The following is a 12,493-nucleotide window of genomic DNA, read 5'->3' as shown; positions in this document are numbered from 1 at the left end:
CAAACGCCAGCAACTCAAACAGCCAGCCAGGAAAAATTACCACAAACTGGTGAAAATCAGACTGATCACCAACTATCGGTAATTGGGATGATCTTAATGGCAATGTTTGCCTGGATTGGCTTTGGTCGAAAGAAACGTAAAGAAGACGATTAAGTCAATTAAAAAACGGCGCCACACAAGGATAATTCAAGTGTGGCGCCGTTTTTAATTGGAATGATAATTCACTAATTTTGAACAATCACCAGTGATTTAATCGCTTCACGTTTGGTCATTGCTTGGTAAGCATTGTCAATTTCATCAAGACTAAACCGCTTGGTGAAGACTTTACCCGGGTGGATTTCGCCATCAAGAACGGCCCTTAATAAGACGTCCTTGTCATAAGTGGTCACTGAAGCAGGGCCACCGGCAACGCCTAAGTTCCGGCGGAAAGTACTGTTTGGATCGGACTTCTTGGTGTGTGGCAAGCCAACCCGACCAACGATTGCGCCTGGGCGGGCAACATTCATGGCGGTTTCAGTTGAGAGTTCTGAGCCAACACACTCAAGAACGGCATCGGCGCCGGCACCGTTTGTAAGGGCCATGACTTTGGCAACGGCTTCGTCACCACGCTCAGCCACGATATCCGTTGCACCAAATTCGGTGGCGAGCTTTTGTCGGTCTTCATGACGGCTCATGGCAATAATTCGGCTGGCACCACGCATTTGAGCGGCAATGACACCACACAGGCCAACCGCACCGTCACCGACAACAACGACAGTGTCGCCTGGCTTAACGTTGGCGACTCTGGCTGCGTGATAGCCGGTTGCCATCACGTCAGCCAGTGACAGAAGTGAGTTCAGCATGCCATCGCTGTAATCTTCCGGGTGGCCGGGGATTTTGACCAATGACCACTCAGCGTGTTGATAACGCACGTATTCGGCTTGATAGCCTGAACTGAAGTTGTCACGATGGGTTTGACAGCTGCCTTCGTAACCGGCACGACAGGCAGCACAGTGACCGCAGCCGTGGGTAAACGGTGCAATCACAAAATCACCGGGTTTAACGGTTGTAATGTCTTTTCCAACTTGATCAACAATGGCAATCGCTTCGTGACCACTGTTCTCAGAATTGGCATCCTTTTCTTCTAAGCCACGGTAGGCCCAGAGGTCAGATCCACAGACACAGGCACGGACAATGTGTAAAATAACGTCATCGTCAGCTTGAATCGTGGGTTTATCAATTTCAGTAATTTCAACTTTTCCTGGTTTAACAAATAATGTTGATTTCATTTTCATATCTCCTCATCTTGTTTTGACTTACGACGTTATTGTAAACCTTAAAGTGAACTTCAAGGCAAGCTGATTTGAAAATTATTTTGAATGAGCTTCCAAACGTTTCTGAAGTTCAATGTCATATGTGCGCATCAAAGGCGTCATGATCGCTACGAGACCGCAGATAACCGTGCCAACTCCTGCGATGACAAATAACATTTCAACGCCAATTGCATCGGCAAGCGGCCCGGCAAAAATCAATCCAATCGGGCCGGTCAGACTCATCAGCGAATTAAGAACGCCAAGGACCCGACCCAATTGTTTGGAAGGGTAGCTTTGCTGAATCATGGCCATTAACAGGGTATTGAAAAATGGGGTCGCAATGCCTTCAATCACGTTTAAAATGGCAAACCACCAAAACCCGCTCTGGTTTCCTGGCAGCAAGCCGCTCAAGCCAGTTGGAATGCCGATCAGGAAAAAGGCGATAATGACCGGCTTCATTCGGTCCCGCCAGTTGCCCCAAATGCCAATAATGGCGCCACCGACCAGCATGCCCGCGGAATATAAGGCTTCAATGAACCCGGCTTGGCCGACGGTTCCTTGAAAGTATTTCATGGTCATCAGTGGATACATGCTGGCAGCGGGCATATAAAGCAGTGTAAAGACGGCACCGGTAATGGTAATGTACCAGAGTCCACGATTTTTCATAAGGTCTAAGAGGCCTAATTTGGTGTTGTGGAGCATGTGTAAGGCCGCATCAATTTTTTCGTTGTTGGGAATTTGAACCCAAATCAAAATGCTGATTCCAAGGATGGCGCCTAACACGTCAAGTAAAATCAAAAACTGTAAGGGGATGATCGCAAATAAGAATGCCCCCAGTGCCGGGGCAATGATCATGTTAGCGGATTGGACCATTCCCAGTTGGCCGTTGATTTTAGTCAGTTCTTCGTCGGGGACCATTGTCGGCATGACTGATTGAATCGTGGGCATTTGAAAGGTTTGAGCGATGGATCGCATTAACAGCGACACAAAAATCAGCCAGATTGGAAAGACGTGAAAGACGCCGCCGGAGACTGACAGGACGATGGCAAACATGGCCGCGACGACATCAGGCACAATTAATAAGCCCTTTTTGTTCCAGCGATCAACCAGTGGCCCGACAAATGGACTTAACAACGCCATCGGCAGCATTCCCAAAATCGTGGCAATGCTTAAAATTGTTGCGGAGCCCGTTTGCTTTGTCAGATACCAAATAATTGCGTACTGGACGATCATGCTGGTGATACCCGTCAAAAATTGACTGACTAAAAATAAATAGATATTTCGACGCCAATGTTCCTGTTTAACCCTCATGGCAACTTCCTCGATATTTCATAAAATAATGGTTATCCATATTCTACCGTAATTAGCCTAAAATTGGCGAATAACCGTCAAAGTGACTGACATTGACAAGCGGTTGTGATAAGCTCACTTAAGATACCAAAAGCAAACTTAAAGGAGAGACAAGATGACTTTACCTCAATTAGATTTAGCAAACGCCAAGGGACCCAAGGCAACCATTAAAACCAACCATGGTGAGATTGTGGTTCAATTGTTCCCGGAACAGGCACCCAAGACCGTTGAAAACTTCGTTGCCCTTGCTGAAAAGGGATACTATAACGGGGTTGTTTTTCACCGTGTGATTCCTGATTTCATGATTCAAGGCGGCGATCCAACCGGTACCGGAATGGGTGGCGAAAGCAGCTTTGGCGGCAACTTTGCTGACGAATTTTCACCAGAACTGTTTAACATCAACGGTGCGCTGTCAATGGCCAATGCGGGTCCGGATACCAACGGCAGCCAGTTCTTCATTGTCACCAACGAGCACGTTGATGACGGCATGGTTTCTCAAATGAAAACTGCTGGGTATCCTGAAGAAATTATCGATGCTTACAAGAATGGCGGGACACCTTGGCTTGACTTCAGGCATACAGTTTTCGGCCAAGTCATTTCCGGCATGGACGTTGTGAAAGAAATTAGCAAGGTTGACACCAATGCTCAGGACAAGCCAAAAGACGATGTAATTATGGAATCGGTCGTTATCGACAAATAGCTGTCTTAATTTAATCGATAAATAAAAAAGTATTGAATTGACTGATTTGTGACCAGCTAATTCAATACTTTTTAATTGGAGGAGACTATTTCTTAATTTGTTTCAAAATATTTGAAACCGCGTTTGCTTGGAACTCTGCTTGGGCCTGCTTCATGACCTTTGTCCGGTCGGCGGCCGACATGGTTGGGTTCTTCTTCATGGCAGCCATCACTTGTTTTGTGACGAACGCCTTGCCTTGAACCTTGAGCTTTGCTTGGTAAGACTTGCTTGCCATGGCTTTCTTAAGAGCCTTGGCTTGTGGGACGGAAAGGACTTGCACGTCGTTATTTACATAGATAACGTTTTGGCGCTTGACAAATTTGTGTCCCTCACCAGAAATGCCAAACCATAACTTGGTGGTCCCGCTGGTGTATTCCCAACGAGTGGTTTTAGTAACCATTCGGTTGTCACCATTGGTCTTAACCAGTTTGTTGGTTGTATCCGTCGTTTGTGTATGCGACTGTTTCTTCGCATTTTCAGACTTTTGATAAATATAGACCTGATGCTTATTGGCGGTACCGATTGGCTGATAGAGAAACATTTTCATTTGCTTGCTGCCAACGGGATAGATTTTTTGGCTGACAGAAGTTGTGACTTGGTGCATTCCATAGTGGTCCCGATCATTTTTAATAATGAAGACCATTGAGGTGATCGCAACAAGAAGTGACAATGCCGTTAAGATATAGGCAGTCGGCTTATTGTTAATGTAAATGAAGAAGATGAAGGCGAAAAGAACGCCCAAAATTAGGGTTACTACGATCATTAATCTTCACCTCCGTTTTTAGTGTAGTCGCTTGATTGACCACGATTCTTTAAGAAGAATGCGGTTGCCAAAGCCAGGACACAGAAGACAAGTGAGATGGCAAACGCAGCGTGATAACCGGTCAAGGTTGCATTGATCATGTGATCTCGATAGCCCAATGGGTTGGAAGTCAACATGCTCTTTGCGGGTTGGTTGCTCTTGGTGACGTTTGTCAAAATACTAATTAAGACAGCCGTTCCGACTGAAGAGGCAACTTGACGCTGCGTATTGTTAACCGCAGTTCCGTGGCTCAACAGGTTAATTGGCAATGAGTTCATCCCAACGGTTGTGGCCGGCATCATCGACATGGAAATCCCAAACATCCGGATTGCGTAGAAGACGACGATATACAAGGTTGACGTATTTTTTGTAATGAAGATAAATGGCACCGATCCAAGTGTTAACAGCGTCATTCCAAGAATTGAGAGGCGTTTGGCTCCGAAACGGTCAACGGCTCGACCGGTAATCGGACTCATAATTCCCATCATTAACGCACCGGCTAACAAGGTCAGTCCAGAATGAAAGGCCGACATTCCTTTTACAATCTGTAAGTAAAGCGGAATGACCATTTCAACACCGACCATTGACATCATCGTGACGGAGCTCAAGATGGCTGATACGGTAAATGGAACGGAGCGATAAACCCGGAATTCCAAGAATGGGGTCTTCATGACAAGTTGACGCCAGACGAATAAGCTGATGAAAATAACCCCGATGACTAACGTTGAAATAACGGTTGTGCTGCCCCAGCCATCGTCTCCAACGGATGAAAAGCCGTACAACAAGCTACCAAATCCAATCGTTGATAAGACGACAGAAAGTAGGTCAATGCTTGTCTTCTTGTTATCCAAAACGCTCTTGACGAACCAGAAGCTGGCAAGAATTACAACGAACATCAATGGAATGATCATTCCAAATAAATCCCGCCAAGTCCAGTTATCAATGACCCATCCGGAAAGCGTTGGGCCAATCGCTGGTGCCAGACCAATTACAATTCCGGCAAGCCCCATGGCCGTTCCTCGTTTGGCAGGTGGAAAGATTGACAGCATGATCGTTTGAAGCAACGGCATGGTCACGCCAACGCCTAATGCTTTAATTAAACGGCCGGCCAACAAGGTGCCAAAGTTTGGCGCGATGTAACAGACAATTGTACCGACAAAGAAAACTGTCATGGCACCAATATATAACCATTTTGAATTGAATCTTGTGCTTAGCCAAGCACTAACAGGAATCATAATTCCGTTAACCAGCATGAATCCGGTTGTTAACCACTGAACAGTTGATGTATTGACATCAAATGCCTTCATAATGGTCGGAAATGCGGTGGAGAGAATCGTCTGGTTCAGAACCGTACAGAATGTTCCGATCAGAATAACGATGATCATCAAGCCACGGTTATACGAATTTCCGTTTTTATCTACTGCGTTACCCACGATTGATTACCTTCTTTGTCTCTAAATTTTTGATTTCTTTCGAAAAATTGAACATTGACTAATATAAGATTATTCGTCTTCGTTGTCAAGTATCTTGACAAACATATTTAAAAATATATACTTGATGTTAATAAAGCTCATATAAGTATCAGACGATTTAATAAACAAAATGCCGACATTAAGGCAATGGAAACAATTACATTTTCGAACGGATAACTTTAACCTTAGAAACGAGGGATCATTTTGGACAAAGAGTTCCAGCAAAAGCTGGCTCAAATTATTAAGGATAACGATTGGCATTTAGGAATTGGCGATGTCTCCAATGCAACGGGTGTTTCACAGACCCAGCTTCGCTATTGGGAACGCAAAGGCTATATTGAAAGCCGGCAGGGCAAGGGACAAAACCGGAAGTTTACTTATAGTATGCTGATGAAGGTCTATCAAATGAAACTGCTGTTAGACCAAGGCTATACGCTGGCGGTTGCTGCCCAAAAAGCGGAATCAAAGAGTCGTGAACTTAAATTACTCAAGCAGGTGTTATTTGACCGCTTTGAAGGAATGGCCACCATTGATGGCAGTCCGGCCGTTAACCTGGGTTATCTAGATGACAGCAAGAAAACTATCTTATACGCGATTGTTAAAAAAGATGGGACGGACTTCAAGGTTGTACCGGTGGAAAAGTAAAGTTTTTGAGAAACTAATTAACTTTATGCTTGCATTTTGTACCCCTATAAGCGTTACACTGTAATTATTAAAAATGTGTCGGAGGGAATTTCATGTTAGAAAAAATTACTTACAAAGAATTATTGAGCCATGCGTTTGATATCCCAGTTTCAGTTACATACTGGGACGGCAAGACTGAAACCTATGGGGAAGGTGAACCCAAAGCCAAGATTGAAATCAAGAAACAAATTCCGTTAAAAGAAATGACTGCCAAGCCAACGTTGGTATTGGCCGAAGCATACATGAACGGCGACATCGAAATCGATGGCAGTATTCAAGAGTTGGTTGCGTCCGCATTCCGGGCCGATCACAGTTTCTTAACCAACAATCCATTTTTGAAGCACTTACCTCGGATTTCTCACTCAGAGAAGGCCAGTGAAAGTGATATTCAAAAACATTATGACATCGGAAACGACTTTTACAGACTTTGGCTCGACAAATCGATGACGTATTCATGTGCCTACTTTGAACACGATGACGATACGTTGGAACAGGCACAGTTGAACAAGGACCGCCATATTTTGCATAAGCTTGATCCGCAACCAGGCAACACCTTACTTGATATTGGGAGTGGCTGGGGAACGTTGTTGTTCATGGCTGCCGAAGACTTCGGGCTGAATGCGACCGGAATTACTTTGAGCCAGGAACAATACGATTACACCAAGCAACAAATCAAAGAACGTCACCTTGAAGGAAAAGTTGATGTGTTACTTGAAGACTACCGTGAAGTGAAAGGCCAATTTAATTATGTGACCTCTGTTGGGATGTTCGAACACGTTGGTAAGGAAAACTTGGGGCTTTACTTCAAGAAGGTTCACGATTTCTTGAAGCCTGAAGGCCGCGCTTTGATTCACGGAATCACTGGCCAACATGAAGGCGCCGGCGTTGATCCGTTCTTAAACGAATACATTTTCCACGGTGGCTATATTCCTAACGTTGCTGAAAACATGAAGCACATTATGGATGCCGGTATGCAGATGAGCGACTTGGAACCATTGCGCCGTCATTATCAAAAGACGCTTGAAATTTGGTACGCCAACTACACGAAGGTGATTGATCACGTTAAAGAGAAGTACGGCGTGCCATTTGCTCGAATGTGGGGGATGTATCTCCAAGCCAGTGCCGCTTCATTTGAAGCCGGAAACATTGACGTCATGCAGTACCTGCTGACTAATTCCCCTAGTGGAACTGGTTTGCCAATGACGCGTCAGTATGTTTATCAAGCTGACGGTGAATAAGTAATAAGTAAAAATAGTATGTAGAAGAGGTCGGGGCAAGACTTAGTGTTTTGCTCCGACCTCTTTTGCTTTGACACCTATTTAAAATGCTTCACAATCATTTGGCTAAGGTACAGCAACAACCCCAGTAGGGACAAAATGCACCCGACTATCAGGCCAGGGATGTGGTAACGCATGACGACGTGATTTGTGGTGCTGGTGATCGGCACGGCGGCAAAGTCGCCTAAAACTTTGACCACCTTAACCGGCTGCCGGTTAACCGTTGCTGTCCAGCCCGAATCATAAGGAATGGACGTGTACAGCCAGTGCTGATTGGGACTTGTCCGGGTCACCGATCCACTGACTTGGTTATTTCGGTATGTCGGCATAAATGAATGCTTTTTGAGTTGAGAGACTACTCGTGAAAATGCCTGTGTGTTCAAGGTAATCAAATTGACCTTCTTCAACGCTGATTGACTGTGGCTCAGAAATTGGATTGTCATTGGAATCCCTTGGCGGTATGTGCCCAGCTTGATAATGTATCGTTTGTGAAGTGGGTCGGAGATGTTTCCCAAACGCTTGCCGTTGACCTTAATGGATGAGTAATCAAACGACGCATCAGATGTGTCAAAATAAAGCGGACCACTCAACTTTGGGAAAACCGTTAATGAATAACGAGTGCCGGAATGAGTGATTGTCCTTGAACTTTGATTAATGGTCTCTTTTGGCAAATACGAATTGGAAGACGGAGAGATCGTTTGCAAGATATTTTCCAGGTTCGTGAAAATAAATCCGGACCTTAGTTTGAGGTTAGCGAACTGATTACTGACAGGAAAGCCCATGCCAACGTAACTTGAATTTGGTTGAATCTGACCCTTTTGGTTGAGGTTGTATTTAACACCCAACAGCAGTTTAGAAATCGTGGTATTGCCGGCGAAGTCTATCCGCCGTTGATTCTTGCTGTAAAGGCCCAACATTTTCAACGTTTCCCGCATTTGTTCGGGCAACGTTGAACTATATTCTTGGACGCCGTTGTAGTTAAAGATTTGGGCATCGTTGTAACCGTAATAGATTTCTTTAAATGCCGGCGCAAGGGCTGTTTGCTGCTGACCAATTCGGAAAAGCTGGGTTTGCGGGTTGGTAGAACCAGCCAGTTCTCGGCGTTGTTGATGATAGGCGGCCGTGTATTTGGATTGGCTGGCAAACGGTTCTGTTGCCAAGGTACTCATGAAGTTAGCCCCTAGTTCGGTGACAATCAGCGCGCCGACAGTCAGCCTTTTGATGTTTGTAATCGTACTGAATAAAATAGCTGAGTAGATCATGACCAAAATGATGTTGATCAAAAGCATGTGAAGTGAATTTGGTTGAAGCGACAGGTAGGCGTTTGCGTGATTCAACTTTGTGTCCCCATACCCGATGATTAAAAGTAATGTGATGAGCGTAGGGATCGCTAATTTATACCGGGTCTTAATTCCGGCTGGCTGATTAATTAATGCTTCATAGCCAATCATTATCAGCATGAAGCTCAGTAAAAATGAATAGCGAAACGGAGAACCCGATGGTTGGCTCATCATGTGCCAAACCAAGTTAATTGGGCCAATCAACATGCTAAAAAATAAAATTCCAAGCGTCACTGCTGCGCCAGTCTTGTGTTCCCGGGGAATTCTTGGATGGCAGAAATAAGTAAATGCCAGAATCACGACTGCCGTGGACGCAAAGATCGCCGGTGCGTGAAAGAGGCGATTAACGTATGATTGGCCGCCGATGCCAAGCTGCGAGAGAAACTCCAGGCCAAATTGGGGCTTGGCTACAGAGATCAAATTGTTATCGGCTGACGGGACTATTTTGGCCGTCTGCAGCATGCCGAGTGCCGTGGGTAACAGGACGACCAGGCTGGTTAGGACACTACAAAGTTCCGTGAAGGCAAACGATTTGATAAATGGCCAATTAGCTGGCAACCACTTGGTTCCTGACGGCAATTGAGAATGGGTCGAGATCATCACGTCAATCGCGTAAATAATCGTGAAGATGCCAATCATGTAGCCGATGTAATAATTGGTCATGATACATAAAGTTAGCCATAAAAATAAGGGCCACGAGCTGTGGTTTGCCTTGATGCAATCAATCCCATAGCAAATGAGCGGTAAACAAATCAACCCGTCCAACCACATGATATTGATAAAGTTGGCCGTGATAAAACCGCCCAGGCTAAACGCGAGCGCAAATACAGGGTTCAGCCAATCGAGCCGATTAAAATGTTTCGCCAGAAAGAAGCTGGTTGTCGCTGCGATGAATGCATCTTTAAGCATGAAGACAATCGTGATGGCCACCGGAAGCTGACTGGTTGGAAACGGCAAGGTGATGAGGTTAAACGGACTTAAAAGGTAGTACGCGATCAGCGGCACCACGTTTTCGCCCACCCCGATTGAAAACGAAAACGGGGTGAGCTGGCCGGTTGCTAACGTGTGCTTGAAAAATGATAAAAAGGGCACATATTGTGCGCCCATATCACCGACCAACAGGCTGCGATTGCCAAATGGCACAATCCCATTCAATCCCAGAATGAGTCCCAGGACAATCAGGGCCATTGTTCCGGATATAACTGACATCATGAGTATATTTGTGCGGGTTAATTTAAGGTTCATGATTCATGCCTCGATTCTGATGAGCCCGTTGTTTCATGTTGGCCTGTTCTCGATTAAAAAGTGCTAAGGCAGAGACACACCATAATGTCGAAAACAACATGCCGCCCAAGACATCAAAAGGATAGTGAACTTGAAGGTATAATCGTGAGACGCATACTAATGTCAGCCATAAAAGCAGCATGGTCACTACGAAAAATCGTGTTCTAACAGAGGAGATTTTTGGACAGACAAATTTGATGATCACAAACAATAAAATGACAGATCCGACAACGTGTCCACTAGGGAAACTAAAACCACTTTCCGAAACGAGCATTGTTGTGGGACGTGGGCGTTGGATGATCAATTTCATGATGAGGCCGGCAGCGTTTCCAGTGATTGTCATCATCAGGATCAACATGGCGATATTGACTTGTTTAAGCCGCCAGAAAATCACGCCAATGATGATTGCCGTTGGAATGGTGACGAGTGGACTTCCTGTGAACGCAAAGGCTTTGAAGAAAGCCGTCCGTTCTGGGGTGATGAGCTGCTCAAAACGGTTTAATATGTCGCGATCCAAAAAGTAAGCCTGGGCATTTTGAAAGAAGACTAAAACGGCCATGCCCGCGAATAAGACCCATCCGATTGTGAGCCAGGGATGCTTGGTTAATGATGTGGATTCCATTTCTGCGCCTCCATTCTTAAAGTGTTGAAACCCTTAATGATATATGGTCAGTCTACTGTCGCAGAGTCCTTAGTAATACTGGCATCAAAAAAGAGGTTTCTGATAAATTCTCAGAATAGTCGCCGTCGAATGACACTTATTAATATGGGGGCGGTTGATAGAAGCGCCAGTCCTCAAAAAATCCCGTCAGTCAATTGTTCCTGGTCTTGGAATGATTGATTGATGGGATTAAATTTTGGGATCAGCTGATTGTTGCTGATCGTATGAAATCAACAGAAAGAGGCTGAGTCAAGTTAATACTTTTGGCCCAGCCCCTGACGCGTTCAAATTTAGTTGTGTACGTTGTTGGAAATGGAGACTAACTGATCAATTCTTAGGAAGTCATTATTGTTAAGCAATTTTTTTGAACACCAACTCAAAGCGGACACCGTGGGGAACCACATCGGCGACCTTAATTTGGATACCGTTCAAAGTTGCCAGTTGGGCGGCAATTGCAAGTCCGAGGCCGTTTCCGGTTACCTGGCTGTTATGCGCATGGTCGCCACGGTAAAATCGATCGAAAATGTGTTTCTTATCTTCGTCTGGAATGCTGGGGCCGTTATTTTCGACTGATAAAATCGTGTTATGAGCCGTGTTGGTGATTTGAACCGTAATCGTTGAATCGGCCCCTGCGTATTTTCCGGCGTTATCAAAAAGGGTCGACAAAATTTGTAAAACGTTGGTCTGATTGGCATTCACGCTCGCTGTTTTTGCACCACGGACTTCGATGTGTTGCTCGAGAAGGACGCGTTGCTCTTCCACGGTTTCGTTGACAATCGCCACCAAGTCAAACGTGGTCTTTTGAACGACCTCTTTATCAGCGCGGGACAGGGCCAGCAAACTGTTGACCAAAGCCTGCATTTTAGCGGACTCATCATCAATAAAATGAAGCGATGTGTCAATAATTTCAGGATGATCTTTACCTCGTCGTTTGACCAATGAAATGTGGCCACGGATTGCGGCAATTGGCGTTCTTAATTCATGAGAGGCGTTTGAAATAAACGCTTTTTCCCGCTTGTTATTTTCAATAATTGCCGATAATAAGTCATTAAAGCTGGTCGCCAGCTCTCGAACTTCAACTGGTGAATTTGGAACCGGCAGTAGGCTTTCGACGTTAACAACTGACTGGCTGTGGGATTGGGCTGTTCGTTGAAGCATCTGAAGTGATCGCGTCAGTCGTTTTGCGATCAAAGAAATGACAAACCAGCCCAGAATCAGCCCGACGAATAACGTTCCCAGTACAACGAGGATAACTGAGGCCAGCGTCTTAATGATCGAGTTTAAGCTGAGCCAAATTTCAGACTTAATCTTTTTGTGTTCGCCACGCCGTTCGCCACTGCGGTAATAAAAGAGTCCATAATGCTTGCTGTAGGTGAGGGCGGGGAAAAATGGCAGGTGCAGTGATTTTGAAATCGGAGTCGGGTTGGAACTTAAAAAAGTATGAGCACCCTTAGAATAAAAGACGTCTGATTGACGGTTTGCGCCGCTCTGGTCAGTGACGCGGACATAAGTATTTTCAGTATTGATGTTGCTGCTTTTTCGCCACTGGTTCCAATCCGGCTTATCATCAATGAACGAGCGGTTCAAACTTT

Annotated in this window: 11 protein-coding genes; 4 read left to right on the top strand and 7 right to left on the bottom strand. The window is 45.2% G+C overall.

Annotated elements, in window-relative coordinates:
* Positions 1-153 (top strand): LPXTG cell wall anchor domain-containing protein (locus AB3112_RS04155; protein ID WP_367333998.1); only part of this gene is annotated, 153 nt, incomplete at its 5' end.
* Between the two features lie 71 nt (positions 154-224).
* On the opposite strand, the gene AB3112_RS04150 is transcribed toward AB3112_RS04155, so the two are convergent.
* The gene (locus AB3112_RS04150; RefSeq protein ID WP_084974638.1) at positions 225-1,268 is read right to left on the bottom strand and encodes a zinc-binding dehydrogenase; all 1,044 of its coding nucleotides are present in this window, start codon (positions 1,266-1,268) and stop codon (positions 225-227) included.
* 81 nt (positions 1,269-1,349) lie between these two features.
* A complete protein-coding gene (locus AB3112_RS04145) occupies positions 1,350-2,603 on the bottom strand; it encodes an MFS transporter (protein ID WP_367333997.1) in 1,254 nt (417 codons plus the stop codon).
* A 154-nt stretch (positions 2,604-2,757) separates the two neighbouring features.
* Here AB3112_RS04145 and AB3112_RS04140 point away from each other — a divergent pair, with 154 nt between their 5' ends.
* The gene (locus AB3112_RS04140; protein WP_084974641.1) at positions 2,758-3,342 is read left to right on the top strand and encodes a peptidylprolyl isomerase; all 585 of its coding nucleotides are present in this window, start codon (positions 2,758-2,760) and stop codon (positions 3,340-3,342) included.
* An 85-nt stretch (positions 3,343-3,427) separates the two neighbouring features.
* On the opposite strand, the gene AB3112_RS04135 is transcribed toward AB3112_RS04140, so the two are convergent.
* Both AB3112_RS04135 and AB3112_RS04130 read right to left on the bottom strand, forming a co-directional pair.
* Entirely contained in the window at positions 3,428-4,144 is a 717-nt protein-coding gene (locus AB3112_RS04135; protein WP_084974643.1) for a DUF4811 domain-containing protein, read from the bottom strand.
* Positions 4,144-5,616, bottom strand: a complete 1,473-nt coding sequence (locus tag AB3112_RS04130; protein ID WP_367333996.1) for an MDR family MFS transporter — start codon at positions 5,614-5,616, stop codon at positions 4,144-4,146. The genes AB3112_RS04135 and AB3112_RS04130 overlap by 1 nt, the downstream gene beginning before the upstream one ends.
* A gap of 243 nt (positions 5,617-5,859) precedes the next feature.
* Between AB3112_RS04130 and AB3112_RS04125 the strand changes: the two genes are divergently transcribed.
* Positions 5,860-6,300 carry a MerR family transcriptional regulator gene (locus AB3112_RS04125; protein WP_084974647.1) on the top strand — a complete coding sequence of 147 codons (441 nt, stop codon included), beginning with the start codon at positions 5,860-5,862 and terminating at the stop codon, positions 6,298-6,300.
* A gap of 92 nt (positions 6,301-6,392) precedes the next feature.
* Positions 6,393-7,577 (top strand): cyclopropane-fatty-acyl-phospholipid synthase family protein, encoded by a 1,185-nt coding sequence (locus AB3112_RS04120; protein WP_084998427.1) that lies wholly within the window; start codon positions 6,393-6,395, stop codon positions 7,575-7,577.
* A gap of 77 nt (positions 7,578-7,654) precedes the next feature.
* Here the strand turns inward: AB3112_RS04120 and AB3112_RS04115 are convergent, their stop codons facing one another.
* From AB3112_RS04115 to AB3112_RS04105, 3 genes are all read right to left on the bottom strand, one after another.
* Positions 7,655-10,201, bottom strand: a complete 2,547-nt coding sequence (locus tag AB3112_RS04115) for a YfhO family protein (RefSeq protein WP_367333995.1) — start codon at positions 10,199-10,201, stop codon at positions 7,655-7,657.
* The gene (locus AB3112_RS04110; protein ID WP_084974654.1) at positions 10,191-10,862 is read right to left on the bottom strand and encodes a phosphatase PAP2 family protein; all 672 of its coding nucleotides are present in this window, start codon (positions 10,860-10,862) and stop codon (positions 10,191-10,193) included. Before AB3112_RS04110 ends, AB3112_RS04115 begins: the two co-directional genes overlap by 11 nt.
* A gap of 390 nt (positions 10,863-11,252) precedes the next feature.
* Positions 11,253-12,493: sensor histidine kinase (locus AB3112_RS04105; RefSeq protein WP_367333994.1), on the bottom strand; the 1,241-nt coding region annotated here is incomplete at its 5' end.

Origin of the sequence: Lentilactobacillus sp., assembly GCF_040773105.1 — a bacterium.
Lineage (GTDB): Bacteria > Bacillota > Bacilli > Lactobacillales > Lactobacillaceae > Lentilactobacillus > Lentilactobacillus parabuchneri.
Note: the sequence above shows the minus strand (reverse complement) of the source record. Positions and strands in the feature narration are given on the sequence as shown.

Bases quoted from the DNA above. Each gene is read 5' to 3' on its own strand.
- AB3112_RS04150 (WP_084974638.1), bottom strand. From the start codon at position 1,268: ATGAAATCAACATTATTTGTTAAACCAGGAAAAGTTGAAATTACTGAA.
- AB3112_RS04145 (WP_367333997.1), bottom strand. From the start codon at position 2,603: ATGAGGGTTAAACAGGAACATTGGCGTCGAAATATCTATTTATTTTTA.
- AB3112_RS04140 (WP_084974641.1), top strand. From the start codon at position 2,758: ATGACTTTACCTCAATTAGATTTAGCAAACGCCAAGGGACCCAAGGCA.
- AB3112_RS04135 (WP_084974643.1), bottom strand. From the start codon at position 4,144: ATGATCGTAGTAACCCTAATTTTGGGCGTTCTTTTCGCCTTCATCTTC.
- AB3112_RS04120 (WP_084998427.1), top strand. From the start codon at position 6,393: ATGTTAGAAAAAATTACTTACAAAGAATTATTGAGCCATGCGTTTGAT.
- AB3112_RS04115 (WP_367333995.1), bottom strand. From the start codon at position 10,201: ATGAACCTTAAATTAACCCGCACAAATATACTCATGATGTCAGTTATA.
- AB3112_RS04110 (WP_084974654.1), bottom strand. From the start codon at position 10,862: ATGGAATCCACATCATTAACCAAGCATCCCTGGCTCACAATCGGATGG.